Below are 18,717 nucleotides of genomic sequence, written 5' to 3'. Positions count from 1 at the left end.
CTAAAAATAAAAAATATTTTTTTGTTCATAAAAAACTTTTATTACTTTCAGTATTCATAAATTTTTTTAGATTTTTCTTATATATTGATTTTTTCTAAAAATTTTATAAATTAAGAAATTTATTTATACCGGATTATCTATATTAAAAAACTTAGCATTTAACGCATATTTTTCTTTTAACCATTTAGTTAAAGCTTTTATTCCATCTATTTCGCTTACATGATGTCCTATAGAGAAAAAATGAATTTGGTTTTCTTTAACAAAATGAATAGTTTCTTCAGACATTTCTCCAGTTAAAAATGTATTTATTCCAAATTTTACTGCTTCTTCTAAAAATTTTTGTCCTTTCCCACTACACCAAGCTATTTTATCTATATATTTTTTTTCATTAGGTGCATAATAGAAAGGAATTCTATGATATTTATTTATAATTTTTTCTCTTAATTCTTGTCCTGTTATTTTTTTTTTAAATTTTCCCCAAGGTACTATAGGTAGTATATTACCAATAATTTCTATACCTAATTTGTTTGCTATTTGCCTATTATTTCCTATTTTTTCGTGTATATCTAATGGAAGGTGCCAACTATATAAATTAATATCATTACATAATAATGTTTTAATTCTTTTCTTTAAAATTCCTGTAATAGGTCTAGGAGATCCATTCCAAAAATAACCATGATGAACAATAATTGCATCTGCTTTTTCTTTAACGGCTAAATTTAATAAATCTTGGCAAGCTGTTACTCCAGTAACTATTTTTTTTATATTTTTTTTTCCTTCTACTTGTAATCCATTAGGAGAATAATCTTTAATTATTGTACTATTTAATTTTTTATTAATTATTTTTTCTAAAGTTATATTTAACAATTTTAAAAGAACTCCTCTTTTTTAATTTTCTTTATTATTTTTAGCTTTTTTAAATTCTTCACAAAATTTTTTTTTTGTTAATTGGTAATTAACAATTGGACTAGGATAATTAATATTATTTTCTTTTTTATCTTTCCATTCTTCTGGATTATGTATAAATTTAACAGGTACTTTTTTTAACTCGGGAATAAAAGAATATATAAATTTTCCTTCAGGATCAAATTTCTTACTTTGTATTGTTGGATTGAAAATCCTAAAGTAAGGAACAGAATCGAATCCTACTGAAGCTGTCCATTGCCATCCTCCAATATTAGAAGAAAAATCTCCATCAATCAATTGAGACATAAAATATCTAGCACCCTTTCTCCAATCTATTAAAAGATTTTTAGTTAAAAAAGAAGCTGTGATCATTCTTAATCTATTATGCATCCAACCTATTTTTTTTAATTGCCTCATAGCAGCATCTATTATCGGATAACCTGTTAACCCTTTTTTCCAAAAAGAAAAATATTGATTATTATTATTCCATTTTATTTTTTTTTCCCAAAAAAAAATAGATTCTTCTTTTCCAATTAAAGAGTATGAGTTCAATGTATGTTTATAAAACTCTCTCCATATTAACTCATTTAACCAAGTCATTTTATCATTATTAATATTTTTAAAAGAAATTTTTTCTTTAAATATTTTAGCTAAACATTGTCTAGGAGACAAAATTCCAATACTTAGGTAAGGAGATAATAAGCTAGTTGAATTTAATCCAAAAAAATTTCTATTTAAAGCATAATTAAAATATTTTTTTTTAAAAAAAGTATTTAATTGTTGAATAGCATGATCTTCTCCAACAGGAAAAAGTTTAGTAGAAAATTCTTCTTTAGGAAAAGAAAAATAAGAAATTTTAGAAGAAGTATCTTTTATTCGTTTAAAACAAATATCTGGAGTTGGAAAACATTTTATTTTTTTATTATCTAAATAACTAAAAACTTTATTTTTAAAAGGAGTATATTTTATATATTTTTTTTTTTCGGAGTTATAAATCAATTTTGGTGATACGATAATAGAATCATGATATCCAATCATACTTATATTTTCTAAACATAATAATTTTTTTATTTTTTTATCTCTATTTTTTTCATTTATTTCATATTGTTTGTTAAAAAATAATGTTTTAACATGTTTTTTTTTACAAAATTCGATTAAAAATGGAATCGAGGCATCGAAGTTTGGTTTTTCATAATAAAAAAAAGGAATACCCAATAAATTTAAGTTTTTTTCTAATAAAATTAAATGTTTATAAATAAAAGAAGATTGTTTAAAAGACATAAAATGAGAATTCCATTGTTTGGGAGTAGCTATAAAAATAGCTATAACTTTTTGTATTTTATTCTTACATGCTTGATATAAAGCAGTATTATCGTGTATACGTAAATCGTTTCTAAACCAAACTAAGTTAACATTCATATTTACTTTTTCTTGTTTTAAATTTAAATTTTAAAAAATTTATTTTTTATATTTTAAACTAAATTAAATTTTAATTGAATTTGAATGTAATCTTTTTATAATATTTAATATAAAAATATTTTTTTAATTAATTTAAAATATTAATTATATTAATAATTTTCGATAATTCAAATAAATATTAAATATTTAAACAGGAAAAAAAATGAAAGAAATTGGTATTTTTTTTGGTAGTGATACAGGTAATACAGAACTAGTTGCTAAATTAATTTTTAATCATTTTGGAAAAGAAAAAGCAAAATTATTTGATATAGCAAATAGTGAAAAAAAAGAAATGGAATCATTTAAAACACTAATTTTAGGCATACCTACTTGGTTTTATGGAGAAATGCAATCTGATTGGGATGATTTTTTACCAATTTTAAAAACTATCAACTTTGAAAAAAAAACTATTGCTTTATTTGGTTGTGGGGATCAAGAAGATTACGCAGAATATTTTTGTGATGCAATGCGTGTTGTATATGATATTGTTAATAATAATAAAGGGAAAATAATTGGAAAATGGCCAACAAAAAATTATTCTTTTGAATCTTCAAAAGCTTTATTAAATAAAGAATATTTTTTAGGTTTAACAATTGATGAAGATAGACAACCTAACCTAACTAAAAAAAGAGTATTAACTTGGACTAACAGCCTTATTATCAAATTAAAAAATGCAAAAAAATAATTTTTTATAATTATTCTTCATTGAGAAAAAATAATGTCTTTAAAAATATTAAAGGGAATTTTAAGAGAAAACGTTCGTAAAAAAACAAAATTTAATTTAAAAAATAATTTTTTCATAGGATATGATATTTGGAACTTATATGAATTATCATGGTTAAATTTAAAAGGTATTCCACAATTAGCTTTAGGAATAGTAGAAATTGATGCAAAAAGCATCAATTTGATAGAATCGAAAAGTTTAAAACTTTATCTACATGAATTGAGTAATAAAACTTTCTTTTCAAAAAAAGAATTCAAGGAAAAAATTAAATCTGATTTAAAAAAAATAGTTAAAGGAAAAATAGTTGTTAATTTATTTAGATTAAATCATGAAAACTTTAATTTAATTAGAGAACCTTATGGAGTAAATCTAGATAATGAAAAAATTAATTTTTTTAATAATTTAAAAGATAAAAATATTTTATGTATAAATAATAAAACTGAAATAATAAAAGAGTCTTTATATAGTAATTTATTAAAATCTAACTGTCCAATTACCAATCAACCTGATTGGGCGTCAATAGAAATTTCGTATAAAGGATTTCCTATAAATAGGAAATCATTATTTATATATTTAATAAAGTTTAGAAACACTAATAAATTTCATGAAGATTGTGTTGAAAAAATTTTTTCAGATATTATAGATTTTTGTAATCCTATAGAACTAACAGTTTATGCTAGATATAACAGAAGAGGAGGTATTGATATTAATCCTTGGAGAAGTAATAAAGCTTTTTCTCCTTCATATAAAAGATTTGTTAGACAATAAAATTGTTTACTATGCTATGTTACATAGCATAGTAAATATTACCGAATAGTATTAATTTTTAATTTGATATATTTTTTGTAATTTTTTCATTTTTACTTTCGATATTTATTTTTCTTGGTTTTTCTTTTTCAGGAATTTCATATTCAAATACTATCTTTAATATTCCTAAATTCAAATTTGCTTTTTTAACTTCAAAATGGTGATCTAAATTAAAAATTAAAGAAAAATTATTTTTTTTAATTCCATAATGTAAAATCTTTTCTTTTTTATCAGTAGAAACAGATTTTTTTTGTTTTCCGATAATTTTCAATTGATTTTTATGAATGCTGATATCTAAATCATTTTCAGAGTATCCTGGTATACTGATTTCTAATTCATATTTTTTTTCGTCTTTTTGAATTAAATTATACACGGGATAGTTAGATATAGGTTGTTCTCCTGTTAAAGTGCTAAACATTTTATCTATTTGATTAAATCTATCAGAAAAAATATTTTCATTAAATGATGGTATTAAAGATAAAGTATGATAAGACATTTTATCCTCCCTTTAAATATCATTTTTATAAAATTTATAATTTTTATTATTTTTCATAGAATTTTACATTCTACTAAGTAATATTGTGTTTATTTTTTATTTTTCAATAGTGTATTTAAAAAAAATATTTATTTTAATACTAATTATTAATTAAACATTTTTACTGTTTATTAGCACGGCTAAATCTAATACTTTACTGGAATAACCGGTTTCATTATCATACCAGGAAATTAATTTTACAAAATTATTATTTAATGCTAATCCGGCTTTTTCATCAAAAATAGAGGTACATTTATTTCCATTAAAATCTGAAGACACTAGCTCTTCATTTGTATAACCAATAATGCCTTTCATTTCGTTTTTTGATGCAGATTTTATAGTTTTACATATTTCGGAATAACTTACTGATATTTTACATCTAATAGTAAGATCGACAACCGATACATTTGCAGTAGGAACTCTAAACGCTATTCCAGTTAATTTTCCTTGTAGTTCGGGTAATACTTTTCCTACAGCTTTAGCAGCTCCTGTAGAAGAAGGTATAATATTTTGTAAAGCTCCTCTACCGCCTCTCCAATCCTTAATAGAAGGACTATCTACGGTTTTTTGTGTAGCAGTAGTAGCATGTATTGTTGTCATTAAACCTTCGATAATATTAAATTTTTCATGAATAATTTTTGCTATGGGTGCTAAACAATTTGTAGTGCAAGAAGCATTAGAAACTATTTTTTCTCCTTTATATTTATCAAAATTCACACCTTTAACAAACATAGGAGTTTTATCTTTAGAAGGACCAGTAATAATAACTTTTTTTGCTCCTCCCAAAATATGTCTATAAGCTGTTTCTTTAGTTAAAAAAATACCAGTTGATTCTATTACTACATCTACATCTAATTTACCCCAATTTATATCTTCAGGATTTTTTTTTGAAAAAACTCTAATTTTTTGTTTATTTATAAATAAATAATCATCTTTAACTTCTATTTTTTTATAAAATGTACCATGAGTTGAATCATATTTGAGTAAATAAGCTAAATATTTAACATCAACAAGATCATTTATTGCTACTACTTGAATTTCAGAACGTTCTTGAGCTAATCTAAATACTATTCTACCAATTCTACCAAATCCGTTAATTCCAATTTTAATAGTCATATTTTTTCGCTTTATTTAGGATTATAATTTAAAAACAAGTTTTAATTAAAATTATTAAAAGTACTTGTATACTAATACAATATTATATATTTGATAAATAAAATTTATTTTTTTTATTTTAAAAATAAAAGAAAATTTTTATTTTTTTAGAAAAAATTTTTTTTATTAGAAAATAAATTTTGTTATTAAGCTTACTTTTTGATTTTATAACTAATTTTATATATAAATATTACACCAAATTTAAAAAATAAAAATAAAAAAAATATTAAAAATTGTTTATCAATGCGCAAAAAGTATTTTTTTTAAAAAAAAGAGATATTTGATAAATATCAATATATTTTTATTAAAAAATAACTGAAAGTTAAAAAATAATTTATACATTATATAAATAGCATCTATAAAGTGTTATCTGCTAGATAATTAGGATATAATATTAATTATTAGTAATTATTAAAATTGAATTTCTATTCTTTTTAAAACTTAATTTCGGTTTATTTAATATGTCCCCATCATTTTATTTAGATGATATTTTTAACGACAAAAACAAAAAAGAAAAAAAAAATTTTTTTTCAATAAATGAACTTGTTGTACATTTTGAGCATGGTATAGGAAAATATTTAGGGTTAATTAATTTAAAAAATAATGAGGTTGAATCAGAATATATTATGTTAGGTTATGCTAACAATACAAAATTATATGTACCAATTGCCTCTTTACATTTAATTTCAAAATATAGAGGAATTAAAAAAGAAAATGTTGATTTAGATAAATTAGGAAATGAAAATTGGAAAAAAGAAAGAAAAAAAACCATTAAAAATATTGAAGATACAGCAATAATATTATTAGATATATATTCAAAAAGAAAAGTAAAAAAAGGATTTTCATTTGAAAATAATATAGATTTATATAAAAAATTTTGCAGAAATTTCTTATTTAAAACAACACCTGACCAACAAAATGCTATTGATTCTGTATTAAAAGATATGTCTAAGTCAATTCCAATGGATAGGCTTGTCTGTGGAGATGTAGGATTTGGAAAAACAGAAATTGCAATGAGAGCTGCTTTTGTATCAATATGCAATAAGAAACAAGTACTTATTTTAGTTCCTACAACTTTATTATCACAACAACATTTTTTTTCTTTTGAGGAAAGATTTAAAGATTTTTCAACAAAAATTTCTGTTTTTTCAAGATTTTGTAAAAAAGAAAAAGAAACTATTCTTCAAATTCAAAATGGAAAAATAAATATATTAATAAGTACTCACAAAATTTTATTTAAAAAAATAAAATGGCATAATTTAGGATTATTAATTGTCGATGAAGAACATAGATTTGGTGTAAAACAAAAAGAACTAATTAAAAAATTTAATATAAATATTGATATATTAACTTTAACAGCAACTCCTATACCTAGAACATTGAACATGTCTATGAATGGAATTAAAGATATTTCTATTATTAATACTCCTCCTAATAGAAGGCTAGCTGTTAAAACATTCGTAAAAAATTATGATTCTAAACTGATTAGAAGAATAATTCTTAAAGAAATTAATAGAGGAGGACAAGTTTATTATTTATTTAACAAAGTTAAACATATTTATAAAATAGCAAATAAACTAAAAAAATTAGTCCCAGAAGCTATGATAGACGTGGGACATGGAAAAATGAATGGAAAAGATATAAGAAAAATTATAAGAAATTTTTTTCATAAAAAATTTAATGTTCTTGTATGTACAACAATTATTGAGACTGGAATTAATATAACAAATGTTAATACTATCATAGTAGAACAAGCAGATTATTTTGGATTGTCACAATTACATCAATTAAGAGGTAGAGTAGGCAGATCTTTTTATCAGGGATATGCTTGGTTATTAGTATATGATTATAAAAAAATTACAGAAAATGCTAAAAAAAGATTATCCGTTATTTCTTCTTCAAAATATTTTGGTGCAGGACTAACCTTATCTACTTATGATTCTGAAATCAGAGGAAGTGGTGAGTTATTAGGAAAAAAACAAAGCGGACATATAAAAAAAATTGGAATTTCCTTATATACAAAATTTTTAAAAAATGCCATTTGGAACTTAAAAAATAAAAGTGAATTTTCATTATCGAGAATAACTACTTTTAAACCAGAAATAGATTTAAAAATATCCGCTTTTTTACCATCTAAATATATTTCAGATGTAGATATTCGCTTATTTTTTTATAAAAAGATCTCTAATTGTCAAACTATAAAAGAATTAAAAATTTTAAAAAATAAGATATTTATAAAGTTTGGGATTATTCCTAATGTTGTAAAAAATTTATTTAAAATTGAAAAAATTCGTCTTATAGCAAAAAAAATTGGAATTAAACGAATTACTTTTTCTGAACCAAAAGGTAAAATCGATTTTTTTAAAAAGAATTCGATTGATATTGAAAACTTTTTTAGAATATTAAATTCTGAAACTGAAACTTGGGAAATGAATGGAAAAACATCGATTTTTTTTAAAAAAAAATTTGATAAAAATATAAATTTTTTGAACTGGATAAAAAATATTTTAAATACAGTAAAATAAATAAAAAAATTATTTTAAATAAATATTAAATATTAATTACATATTGATATATTTATATATATCAATTATAGTTAATTTTATAAATACTTAATTGTATTTTTTAAGTTTTTTATTAAGGAACATTTATGAACTTGTATATTTATATTTCCTGTCCTGAAAGTAGAACTATTGAAGTATGGAGATTAAAAACTAATCATTCTATTCAGTTAATTCAAAGAATAAATACATTAGGAGAAGCCCAACCTATTAAAATTATTAAAGATATCAATAAACTTTATGTAGGAATTAGACCAAATTATTGTTTAATTACATATAATATTAATTCTAATGGTACTTTAACCGAAATTTCTCAAACAAAATTACCAGCTTCTCCTAATCATATTGCATCTGATGATGATTATAATTTTTTATTTATTAGTTCATATAAGTATGGCTGTCTCGTAGTTGTACCCTTAGATAATTTTTATATTCCAGGAAAATTTATACAAAAAATATCAAATTTAGATGGCTGTCATTTTTCTCATCTTAATTTATTTACTAATTCTTTATTTGTTACAGCTCTTTTAAAAGATAAAATTTATTTATATCCTTTCAAAAAAAACCAAGGATTAAAAGAAAAATCTTTACATTATATAAAAATAAATAAAAATTCTGGTCCTCGACATATGGTATTTCATAATAAAAAAAAAATGGCATATTCAATTAATGAACTTAATAGTACTGTTAATGTTTGGGAACTAAATAAAGATATTAAAAAAATAAAGTGTGTTCAAAATATAGATAGTTTGCCTAAAAATTATACTGGAAGTCGATGGGCTTCTGAAATACGTTTAAATTCCACTAACAATTTTTTGTATACTTCTGATCGTTCAAAAAATATTATTTCTCTTTTTTCGGTAGAAAAAGAAACAAGTTTGCTAAAATTAAAAAAACATTTTGATACTGAAGAACAACCTCGCTCTTTTAATATCGATGAAAAAAATAAAAAATTAATTGTTGTCGGCCAAAAATCTAATTGTATGAGTATATATACTATACTTTCAGATACAGGATATCTTCATAAAGAAAAATCTATTTTAATAGGAAAAGGACCTATTTGGATAGAAACTATGTATAAATAAAAATTTTTTTGCTATAGAAAATTTAAAAATTTAAAAAATATTTAATTTTGCATTAAAAATATTTTTAAATAAAAAAAAAGCGACTATTTAATGATTCTATCATAACGGAAATAAGTTTTTTTAACGATCTTTCATCAATAATATAAGCCGGCATAATATATATTAATTTTTTAAATGGTCTGATCCAAACTCCGTTTTGAACAAAAAAATATTGAATTTTTTTAATGTTTATCTCTTTTTTGCAATCAATTACAGCTATTGCACCTAGTATACGAACATCATACACCATAGGATGATTTTTTATCGCAAATAAATATTTAGAAAAAATTTTATTAATATTAGAAACTTGTTTTTTCCATTTATTTTCTTGTAATATACTTAAATTTTCTGTAGCCACAGCGCATGCTAATGGATTTGCCATAAATGTCGGTCCATGCATTAAATGTCCTGGATGATTATTACTAATTTTTTTGGAAATTTTTTTAGTGGTTAGAACAGCCGATAAAGTTAAGGTGCCTCCTGTCATTGCTTTTCCTAAACATAAAATATCAGGAGAAATATTGGCATGTTCATAAGCAAATAACTTTCCGGTTCTTCCAAATCCAGTAGCTATTTCATCTAAAATTAATGGTATTTTATAATCAGTGCAAAATGATCTAACTTTTTTTAAATATTTTGGATGATAAAATTTCATTCCACCAGCACCCTGCACTATAGGCTCTAAAATAACAGCAGCTATTTTTTTAAAATTTTTTTTTATTAAATTTTCAAAAGAATTAATATCATTTTTTTTCCATTTTTTCCCAAATTTTGATTTAGGAGAATCTGCAAAAAAATGAGTAGGTAAATAGTTTCTATATAGTTGATGCATCGAGTTTGTAGGATCAGAAACAGACATTGCTGAAAATGTATCTCCATGATACCCATTTTTAATAGTAAGAAAAAACTTTTTTTCAAAATCCTTTTTTTTCCAGTATTGTAACGCTATTTTCATAGCTATTTCAATAGCAACAGATCCGGAATCAGCTAGAAAGACATGTTCTAGTTTTTTATCGGTCATAGAAATTAATTTTTTACATAATGATATTGCTGCAGGATGAATAATTCCTCCAAACATAATGTGAGAAACATTTTTTATTTGATTTTTTAATGCGTTATTTAAACGAGGATTATTATAACCATGTATGGTTGCCCACCAAGAAGACATCCCATCGATTAATTTTTTTCCATTGCTTAATGTTAAAAATATTCCTTTAGCAGAAATTATAGGATAACAAGGTAATGGATTTTCCATTGAATCATAAGGGTGCCAAATATGCTTTGAATTAAAAATTAAATCATTTTTATTCATTTCGAATATATAAAAAACATAAATTTTTGTATAATACTTATTATAAGCTTTTACTTTAAAAATTCCATAAAATATTTATAAGGTTAAATATGAAAAAATCATGGTCTATTCTAGAAACTAAAAAACTTTTCAACATGCCTTTTTTAGACGTTATGTTTTATGCCCAGAAAGTTCATAGAAAAAATTTTGAACCTAATAAAATTCAAATTAGTACTTTACTTTCGATAAAAACCGGTACCTGTCCTGAAGATTGTAAATATTGCTCTCAAAGTTCTCGATACAAAACTAATATAAAAAATGAGAATTTAGTTAAAATAGAAAATATATTACAGGCAGCAAAAAAAGCAAAAAAATCTGGTGCTGAAAGATTTTGTATGGGCGCTGCTTGGAAAAACCCTAAAGAAAAAGATATGATTTATTTAGAAACTATTATTAAGCAAGTTAAAAAATTAGGTATTGAAACATGCATGACATTAGGGTCGCTTTCATTTGAACAAGCAAAAAGATTATCTGATGCTGGTTTAGATTTTTATAATCATAATTTAGATACTTCGGAAGAATTTTATAAACAAGTAGTAACCACAAGAAGTTATCAAGAACGATTAGATACTATAGATGTAGTTAGAAAAACAGGGATGAAAGTCTGTTCTGGAGGAATTATGGGTCTTGGTGAAACTGAAGAAGATAGAATCAAATTATTAATAAAATTGTCTAATTTACCCAAGCCTCCAGAAAGTGTACCGATAAATATGTTAGTTAAAATTCCTGGAACACCTATGGAAAATAATAAAATTATTAACAAATTTGATTTTATTCGAACTATTGCTGTTGCAAGAATAATGATGCCTAACTCATTTATACGTTTATCTGCAGGTAGAGAAGAAATGAGCGATGAAATGCAAACAATGTGTTTTATGGCAGGTGCAAATTCAATCTTTTATGGATCAAAGTTATTAACAACTAAAAATAAAGATGAAGAAAAAGATCGTTTTTTATTTAAAAAATTAGGAATTAAAATGAAAGTTGGAGATTAAGTTAAAAAATAAGTTTTTTTTATTAATCAAAAATTATATTTTTTATTTAAAAAAAATAAAAATCGTTTAAATGTACAAAAAAATATTTATAGATAGAATATAATTCTAAAATTATCCAATTTTAGAATTATATTCATATTTTAAGAAAAATTTTTTATTTTTAATTTTTTTATAAAAATATTGAATAATTACTTCATTTAATTTTAAAAATAAATAAATTTTTATTAATATAAATATCATTATTTAAGGTTAAACATAATGAAAAAAAAAATTTTCTTTATTACAGGAACAGATACTAATATTGGAAAAACTACAGCAAGTATTTTTTTACTAAAAGCTGCAAAAAAAAGAGGTTATTTTACAGCAGGATATAAACCTATTGCTGCAGGGTGTAAAAAAACAAATTTTGGATTAAGAAATAAAGACGCTATTTTATTGAAAACGTATAGTACTGTAAAATTGTCATATGAAGAAGTTAATCCTTATTCATATGAATTTTTTAATCCTCCATCATTTTTCATTAAAAATAATGAAAAAAAAAATATAAGTTTAAAAAAAATTTCTTCAGGTTTAAGTGGATTATCTAAAAAAAAAGCTGATTTTATCATAGTCGAAGGGGCTGGGGGATGGCATACTCCAATATCAACGAATTATTTATATTCTGATTGGGTTATTAAAGAAAAGTTAAGTGTAATATTAATTGTAGGCATAAAAATGGGATGTATTAATCATGCTATTTTAACTAGTCGAGAAATTATAAATTCTGGGGTTCATCTTTCGGGATGGATAGCAAATCATATTAATAAAAATCTTTTTAATTCTATTTTATATGTTAATTTTATAAAAAATAAAATAATGGCTCCTTTTTTAGGTGAAATACCTTATATTAAGAATATAAATGAAAAATATAATAAAAATATTAATTTAATTTTTCCAGAAAAATAACTTTTTTTTAATAAAAAATATGTTTTTTTAAATAGGTTTAAACATTTGATTAAGACTAACTTTCTTATTAAAAAAAAGAAAATTAGCTTAATTTATAACCTATAATATAAAAAAATAAATTTTTAAAAAAAATTATTTTTTATAAACCGGATATTTTTGACATAAATTTAAAACTTGTTTCTTTATATCAAGAATTTTATTCTGATCATTTATGTTATTTAATATATCACTGATCCAGTTAGCTACTTGAGCAGCGTCAGATGTTTTAAATCCTCTCCGAGTAATTGCTGGAGTACCTATCCGAATACCTGAAGTGATAAAAGGTCCATTTATGTCATTAGGAACAGTATTTTTATTTACAGTAATATTAGCTTTTCCTAAGATAAAATCTGCTTCCTTTCCTGTAATTTTTTTATTAGATAGATTAATTAAAAATAAATGATTTTCAGTTTTTCCAGATACGATCTGGAATCCTCTTTTTAAAAAAACATTTACCATTTCTTTTGAATTTTTTATTATTTCCTTTTGATATAAAATAAACCAAGGTTCCATTGCTTCTTTAAAAGATATTGCTTTAGCTGCTATAACATGTATAAGAGGTCCCCCTTGGTTTCCAGGAAATACTGAAGAATTTAATAAAGAATAAAATTTTTCATTTTGATTTTTAGATAAAATTAATCCTCCTCTAGGTCCTCCTAAAGTTTTATGAGTAGTTGTAGTAACAACATGCGCATAATTTATAGGACTAGGATATAGTTTTGCTGCCACTAAGCCAGCAATATGTGCCATATCAACAACAAAATAGGCATTTATTTGATCAGCAATAAGTCGGATTTTTTTCCAATTGCAAATACCTGAATATGCCGAAAATCCTCCTATAATCATTTTAGGTTTATATTTTTTAGCTAACTTTTCTATTTTAAAATAATCAATTTCTTCATTTTTATTTAATCCATATGAAATAACTTTATATAATTTTCCAGATAAATTTACTGTCGCTCCATGTGTTAAATGTCCTCCATGTGATAAGGACATTCCTAAAATACAATCCCCGGGTTTTAACAAAGCAGTGTAAACAGAAAAATTAGCTTGAGATCCAGAATGTGGTTGAACATTAGCATAATCGGCATCAAATAATTTTTTTGCTCTATTTATAGCCAAACTTTCAATTTTATCTATATATTTACATCCTCCATAATATCTTTTACCAGGATAGCCTTCAGCATATTTATTAGTTAACCAAGTTCCTTGTGCTTCCATTATAGACGGGCTAACATAATTTTCTGATGCTATTAATTCAATGTGTTGTTCTTGACGAAATTTTTCTTTTTCTATTGCTTTCCATAATTCTGAATCATATTCAGAAATTTTTTTTTGAGGAAGAAACATTCTATCTCCTAAATTTTTTTATTAATAATATAATTTTTTTATTGTATTAATATTTTTATCATTTATATAACTGATGTAATTTTTAATATAAATTTAAAATTTAAAGTTTTAAAAAACTTTGAATTTTATAAATTTTCAAAAATTTATAAAGAATTTTTTCTGAAAAAAATATTACTTATATAAACACTTCTTTTAGAAAAAGAAGCAATTCACTTTCAGAAAATTTAAAATCAACTTTTTTTTTAAGATCTTTAGTTAATATAGTTTTTTTTTTAATATTTTTTGAAGTAATAAAAATAAAAATTTTTGAATTTAATTTATTTGCTTTTCTTAAATATTTTTTTTTAATAGAATGTGTTATTTCCAATAATATTTTTACATTTGTAAAAATTTCTCTTATCTTTCTACTTAATTTAAGACTTTCTAAATATAAATTAGGATATAGAAAAGCAATGAATAAATCATTTTTTTTTATAAAAAAATTCGATTTTTTCGATATTAATGAATATAATGATATTAATCTTTCCATACCTATAGCACATCCTATTGCCGGAGAAGAATAATTTCCAATTTTTTTTACAAGATTATCGTATCTTCCTCCAGCACATATTGTATTTTGTGACATATTAGAAACTTTATATTTCCATTCGAAAACAGTGTCATTATAATAATCTAGACCCCTAACTAAATTATTATTAATAGTATATTTAACCTTTATTAAATCTAATAATTTACAAAATAAATTAAATCGGAAAATAGAATTTTTATTTAAAAAATTAAATAATTTTGGACCATTTAAAAGCAATTCTTGGATATTTTTATTTTTGCTATCTAAAATCCTAAAAGGATTTTTAAATAATCTATCCTTAGATTGCTGATCTAAATTTGATTTATTTTTCATAAGAAATTTCATTAATTCTTTTTGATACACCATTCTATCTTCTATCGAACCAATAGTATTAATTTCTAAAGTTAAATATTCGTCTATATTTAATTTTTTCCACCAATTTAAATTAAGTAGAATAATTTCTAAATCAATTTCAGGTTCTAAATATCCAAATACTTCGACTCCTAACTGAAAAAATTGTCTATATCTTCCTCTCTGAGGTCTTTCATACCTAAACATTGGTCCAATGTACCATAGTCTTTGCTTTTTTTTAAATATTAAACTATGATCTAGTACTGCCCTGACACAACCAGCAGTTCCTTCAGGACGTAAGCAAATTTTATTTTCACTTTTATCTTTAAAAGAATACATTTCCTTTTCAACAACATCAGTAATTGTACCTATTGATTTTTTAAAAAGTATTTCTTTTTCTATAATAGGCAGTCGTATTTCATCATAACAATGATTAATTAATATTTTTTTTAATATATTTTCTATATAGGTCCATTTGACAACATCATTCGGTATTAAATCATGCATACCTCTTACAATCTGAATAGTATTATTCATTTATTTTTCCTATATTCGGTAAAATTTATAAATGACTTTTATATTTTAAAATTATTATTTAATTGTCCACATGCAGCATAAATATCTTTTCCTCTATTTTTTCTAATAGTATTAAAAATTTTTCTTTTAGTTAAAATTTTTGAAAAATGAACAATATTACTAGCAGTACTAGTATTGTATACAGATTCTGGAAAAGAATTCCAAGGTATTAAATTGACTTTGCTAGGAATATTTTTTAAAATTACAGCTAATTCTTCAGCATTTTTTAAAGAGTCATTTACTTTATCAAGCATAACATATTCTATTGTTATTTTTCCCTTATTAGCTTTAGAATTTTTAAGATAATTATTTGCTGATTCCAATACTGATTGGATATTATATTTTTTATTAATTGGCATTAATCTATTTCTAATTTTATTATTTGATGCGTGTAATGAAATAGCTAACTTAATATCTATTAAACCGTTTAATTTATTTATCAAAGGAACTATTCCGGCTGTAGATAAAGTAACTTTATGTTTAGAAAAATTAAAACCGTGATCGTGTAAAATAATATTTAATGCCATTACTATATTTTTAAAATTTAATAAAGGTTCCCCCATTCCCATAAAAACAATATTAGTTATTTTTTTTATTTTATTTTTTTCATTAAATAATTTTATTACATTCCATAGTTGTCCTATAATTTCAAAAACTTTTAAATTTTTTTGAAATCCCATTTTTCCGGTATAACAAAAGTCACAATTTAAAAGACATCCAATTTGTGAAGAAATACAAACAGTTGCTCTATTTTTTTCAGGAATGTAAACAGTTTCCACATGTTTTTTATTAGTTAAAAAACTCCATTTTATTGTTCCATCAAATGATTTTTTTTCTTGTATAAATTTAGGTGGATTAATAAATGAATATTTAATTAATTTATTTTTTAATTTTTTGCTAATATTAGACATTTTAGAAAAATCATCACAAAAATGATGATATATCCATTTCATTATTTGATTTGCTCTAAAAGGTTTTTCTTGAATATATTTTAAGAAATCACGCATTTTTTCAAGATTTAAATTTAATAAATTTACTTTAGGAATTTCTTTAATATTAGCTATATCATTGAATTTAAACTTCACTTTTATTTTATCCTCTTTTATTTAAAAAATAATTTATATAATTTAAAAAATTAGTTCGTAATTAAATTTATCTTTAAAAATACTTTTTTAAGAAAATTGAATAATTAATGTCAAAGACACATAAGTACTTAGCTGATATAATTAATATTATTTATAATATATATAAGAATACAACATGCATCCAATACTAAATATTGCGATTCGGGCAGCTAGAAAAGGTGGTAATGCTATTAATTATGATTTTGATAATCAAAATATTTTTTTAAAAAATAAAATAGAACATTTTAAAAAAGTAGAAAAAACTATTTTTTTTTCCTATAAAATAATGAAAAACATAATTCTTAAAACTTATCCTGATCATTATATATGTAAAATTAATGAAAAAATTAAAAAAAATAAAGAAAAAAAAATACAATGGATAATTAATCCTTTAAATGGAATAGAAAATTTTAAAAATAATTTACCTCATTTTTGTATTTCAATTGCTGTAATAATAAATTTTCGTTTAGAAATTTCTGTAATTTATGATCCATTAAAAAATGAATTATTTACAGCTGTACAAGGTAGAGGAGCTCAACTGAATGGTTATAGAATAAGATGTAATAATGATCATGTTCAAAAGAACATAATTATAGCAATTAATAAACCTTTTAATAGTCAACAACATATTACTTATTATCAAAAAATATTTAAAAATTTTGCACTTGAAAATATACATTTTCGATGTACAGGATCTAAGATGTTAGATTTTGCGTATTTTTCTAGTGGTAGATTAGATGGATTATTTTATTTTAATTTAGAAAATACATGGGATAATTATATGGCAGGAATATTACAAGTTCAAGAATCAGGAGGATTAATTAGAAATTTTTTTGAAGAAAATATTTTATTAAAAAAAAAATCAATGTTAGTAGGAAATTCTTCATGTTTGAAAAAAGTTTTTAAAAATATTTAATGAGTTCATAAGATATATTATCAATAATAATATTTTATTTTTTAAAATATATGATTTGTATATACATCACTGTTTATAATCTTTTAATTTAAATTAATTAATTTTATGAAAAAATTTTAACTAAATTGATTTAATTTATTTTAAATATACGAAAATTTTTTAAAAATATAAATTTCGTATATTTAAGAATAATTAAATTTTTTTTATTTTATATTTTTCATAAAGCTTTTTATAACCTTTTATATATACAAATAATGTTTTATATAAAAAAATATTTTTTTAAAAAATGATTCTGGTAATAAAGTTAAAAATACACTTATAATTATAGGAATAAAAAATAAATGTTCGTTTAAAGAAATATTTTTTCCATAAATAAAAAACTCTAGAAACTCTGAAATTATTGGAACAATTAAAAATACTATTGATGCATAAAAATTATTAATACTTTTTTGAAGATAAAAATACATTAGTATTGCACCGATACTAACAAAACTGCTTAAATAAAAAACTGCCATTATTGAAATAATAGAAAATTGATTTATGCAAGGATTTTCTATAAAAAAAGATATTAGTATTAATAATATTCCAGAAAAAAAAGAAGGCATAGTATTAAATGTAATAATTGAAATTTGATAAGATTTTTTTTTACATAAAGCATAAATTATTGCGTGACTAATCATTGCAAATATTAAAGAAAAAATACCAATTAAAGAATCAAAATGATGTAAATATAACTCTTTTCCTACTAAAAGAATTAGTGATATTATTGATGTAAAAATACCTAATTTTCTTAAAAAATATATTTTTTCTTTTAATAAAATCATAGATGATATTAAAACAATTACTGGCATATTTGAAAATATGATTGATGCTAATACGGAGTTCAGCGTACTACCTGCATACAGCATTAATGAAAATGGAAAAAGAAAGTAAAAAATAGATATTATAAATTGAAATTTTCTTTGACCTAAAGGAAAAAATAAAGGGGCTTTCTTAAAATAAGCAATACTTAATAATAACGGAAATGACAATAAAAATCGAAATCCGGTAGCAAATAAAGGAGGAATGGTATTCGTCGCTATTTTCATGGCTATCCATGTTGTACCCCAAATAAAAGAAACTAAAATAAATAGTGAGATTATTATCACTTTTTGCACTAAAAATCTCCTGTTTCATATAATAATTAAACTTAATTAAATATTTTTTGTATAAGAAAAAAATAATTAAATATA

At 22.2% G+C, this 18,717-nt stretch carries 15 protein-coding genes and 1 pseudogene; 7 read left to right on the top strand and 9 right to left on the bottom strand.

Annotation, left to right across the window (positions count from 1 at the left end):
• Positions 1 to 123: 123 nt before the first annotated feature.
• Together AB4W62_RS01275 and phrB are read right to left on the bottom strand one after the other, a co-directional pair.
• Positions 124 to 867, bottom strand: a complete 744-nt coding sequence (locus AB4W62_RS01275; RefSeq protein ID WP_367679698.1) for a Nif3-like dinuclear metal center hexameric protein — start codon at positions 865 to 867, stop codon at positions 124 to 126.
• 21 nt (positions 868 to 888) lie between these two features.
• Entirely contained in the window at positions 889 to 2,325 is a 1,437-nt protein-coding gene (gene phrB / locus AB4W62_RS01270) for a deoxyribodipyrimidine photo-lyase (protein WP_367679697.1), read from the bottom strand.
• A 202-nt stretch (positions 2,326 to 2,527) separates the two neighbouring features.
• Between phrB and fldA the strand changes: the two genes are divergently transcribed.
• Both fldA and queF read left to right on the top strand, forming a co-directional pair.
• On the top strand, positions 2,528 to 3,049 hold the full coding sequence (gene fldA / locus AB4W62_RS01265; protein ID WP_367679696.1) for a flavodoxin FldA: 522 nt from the start codon (positions 2,528 to 2,530) through the stop codon (positions 3,047 to 3,049).
• A gap of 33 nt (positions 3,050 to 3,082) precedes the next feature.
• Entirely contained in the window at positions 3,083 to 3,856 is a 774-nt protein-coding gene (gene queF / locus AB4W62_RS01260; RefSeq protein ID WP_367679695.1) for an NADPH-dependent 7-cyano-7-deazaguanine reductase QueF, read from the top strand.
• Positions 3,857 to 3,914: 58 nt separating this feature from the next.
• Here the strand turns inward: queF and AB4W62_RS01255 are convergent, their stop codons facing one another.
• Together AB4W62_RS01255 and gap are read right to left on the bottom strand one after the other, a co-directional pair.
• Positions 3,915 to 4,391 (bottom strand): Hsp20 family protein, encoded by a 477-nt coding sequence (locus AB4W62_RS01255; protein WP_367679694.1) that lies wholly within the window; start codon positions 4,389 to 4,391, stop codon positions 3,915 to 3,917.
• Between the two features lie 150 nt (positions 4,392 to 4,541).
• Positions 4,542 to 5,546, bottom strand: a complete 1,005-nt coding sequence (gene gap / locus AB4W62_RS01250) for a type I glyceraldehyde-3-phosphate dehydrogenase (RefSeq protein WP_367679693.1) — start codon at positions 5,544 to 5,546, stop codon at positions 4,542 to 4,544.
• Positions 5,547 to 6,046: 500 nt separating this feature from the next.
• Between gap and mfd the strand changes: the two genes are divergently transcribed.
• Both mfd and AB4W62_RS01240 read left to right on the top strand, forming a co-directional pair.
• Positions 6,047 to 8,110 (top strand): transcription-repair coupling factor, encoded by a 2,064-nt coding sequence (gene mfd, locus AB4W62_RS01245; RefSeq protein WP_367679692.1) that lies wholly within the window; start codon positions 6,047 to 6,049, stop codon positions 8,108 to 8,110.
• A gap of 125 nt (positions 8,111 to 8,235) precedes the next feature.
• Positions 8,236 to 9,231 (top strand): beta-propeller fold lactonase family protein, encoded by a 996-nt coding sequence (locus AB4W62_RS01240; RefSeq protein WP_367679691.1) that lies wholly within the window; start codon positions 8,236 to 8,238, stop codon positions 9,229 to 9,231.
• A gap of 64 nt (positions 9,232 to 9,295) precedes the next feature.
• On the opposite strand, the gene bioA is transcribed toward AB4W62_RS01240, so the two are convergent.
• Positions 9,296 to 10,582: an adenosylmethionine--8-amino-7-oxononanoate transaminase gene (gene bioA, locus AB4W62_RS01235; protein WP_367680129.1), complete on the bottom strand. Its 1,287-nt coding sequence runs from the start codon at positions 10,580 to 10,582 to the stop codon at positions 9,296 to 9,298.
• Between the two features lie 89 nt (positions 10,583 to 10,671).
• On the opposite strand from bioA, the pseudogene bioB reads away from it, so the two are divergent.
• Together bioB and bioD are read left to right on the top strand one after the other, a co-directional pair.
• A pseudogene (bioB, locus tag AB4W62_RS01230) lies at positions 10,672 to 11,595 on the top strand (biotin synthase BioB); the annotation flags it as partial.
• 279 nt (positions 11,596 to 11,874) lie between these two features.
• Complete coding sequence (gene bioD, locus AB4W62_RS01225; RefSeq protein ID WP_367680128.1) at positions 11,875 to 12,561, top strand: dethiobiotin synthase; 687 nt, start codon at positions 11,875 to 11,877, stop codon at positions 12,559 to 12,561.
• 132 nt (positions 12,562 to 12,693) lie between these two features.
• Here bioD and glyA read toward each other — a convergent pair whose 3' ends face one another.
• The 3 genes from glyA to rlmN all read right to left on the bottom strand — a co-directional run bounded on the left by glyA (position 12,694) and on the right by rlmN (position 16,530).
• On the bottom strand, positions 12,694 to 13,950 hold the full coding sequence (gene glyA, locus AB4W62_RS01220) for a serine hydroxymethyltransferase (RefSeq protein ID WP_367680127.1): 1,257 nt from the start codon (positions 13,948 to 13,950) through the stop codon (positions 12,694 to 12,696).
• A gap of 175 nt (positions 13,951 to 14,125) precedes the next feature.
• On the bottom strand, positions 14,126 to 15,406 hold the full coding sequence (gene hisS / locus AB4W62_RS01215; protein WP_367680126.1) for a histidine--tRNA ligase: 1,281 nt from the start codon (positions 15,404 to 15,406) through the stop codon (positions 14,126 to 14,128).
• A 38-nt stretch (positions 15,407 to 15,444) separates the two neighbouring features.
• Entirely contained in the window at positions 15,445 to 16,530 is a 1,086-nt protein-coding gene (gene rlmN, locus AB4W62_RS01210) for a 23S rRNA (adenine(2503)-C(2))-methyltransferase RlmN (protein WP_367680125.1), read from the bottom strand.
• A 175-nt stretch (positions 16,531 to 16,705) separates the two neighbouring features.
• Here rlmN and AB4W62_RS01205 point away from each other — a divergent pair, with 175 nt between their 5' ends.
• A complete protein-coding gene (locus AB4W62_RS01205; RefSeq protein WP_367680124.1) occupies positions 16,706 to 17,485 on the top strand; it encodes an inositol monophosphatase family protein in 780 nt (259 codons plus the stop codon).
• Positions 17,486 to 17,724: 239 nt separating this feature from the next.
• Here the strand turns inward: AB4W62_RS01205 and AB4W62_RS01200 are convergent, their stop codons facing one another.
• Positions 17,725 to 18,642, bottom strand: a complete 918-nt coding sequence (locus AB4W62_RS01200; RefSeq protein ID WP_367680123.1) for a DMT family transporter — start codon at positions 18,640 to 18,642, stop codon at positions 17,725 to 17,727.
• Positions 18,643 to 18,717 lie beyond the last annotated feature (75 nt).

The sequence above is a fragment of the Buchnera aphidicola (Mindarus abietinus) genome, assembly GCF_964059085.1.
Taxonomy (GTDB): domain Bacteria; phylum Pseudomonadota; class Gammaproteobacteria; order Enterobacterales; family Enterobacteriaceae; genus Buchnera_A; species Buchnera_A aphidicola_C.
This window is presented reverse-complemented; position numbering and strand designations above follow the sequence as displayed.

Coding starts and splice junctions, on each gene's coding strand:
- mfd (WP_367679692.1), top strand. CDS start 6,047: ATGTCCCCATCATTTTATTTAGATGATATTTTTAACGACAAAAACAAA.
- queF (WP_367679695.1), top strand. CDS start 3,083: ATGTCTTTAAAAATATTAAAGGGAATTTTAAGAGAAAACGTTCGTAAA.
- hisS (WP_367680126.1), bottom strand. CDS start 15,406: ATGAATAATACTATTCAGATTGTAAGAGGTATGCATGATTTAATACCG.
- AB4W62_RS01255 (WP_367679694.1), bottom strand. CDS start 4,391: ATGTCTTATCATACTTTATCTTTAATACCATCATTTAATGAAAATATT.
- bioD (WP_367680128.1), top strand. CDS start 11,875: ATGAAAAAAAAAATTTTCTTTATTACAGGAACAGATACTAATATTGGA.
- phrB (WP_367679697.1), bottom strand. CDS start 2,325: ATGAATGTTAACTTAGTTTGGTTTAGAAACGATTTACGTATACACGAT.
- bioA (WP_367680129.1), bottom strand. CDS start 10,582: ATGAATAAAAATGATTTAATTTTTAATTCAAAGCATATTTGGCACCCT.
- fldA (WP_367679696.1), top strand. CDS start 2,528: ATGAAAGAAATTGGTATTTTTTTTGGTAGTGATACAGGTAATACAGAA.
- glyA (WP_367680127.1), bottom strand. CDS start 13,950: ATGTTTCTTCCTCAAAAAAAAATTTCTGAATATGATTCAGAATTATGG.
- gap (WP_367679693.1), bottom strand. CDS start 5,546: ATGACTATTAAAATTGGAATTAACGGATTTGGTAGAATTGGTAGAATA.
- AB4W62_RS01205 (WP_367680124.1), top strand. CDS start 16,706: ATGCATCCAATACTAAATATTGCGATTCGGGCAGCTAGAAAAGGTGGT.
- AB4W62_RS01240 (WP_367679691.1), top strand. CDS start 8,236: ATGAACTTGTATATTTATATTTCCTGTCCTGAAAGTAGAACTATTGAA.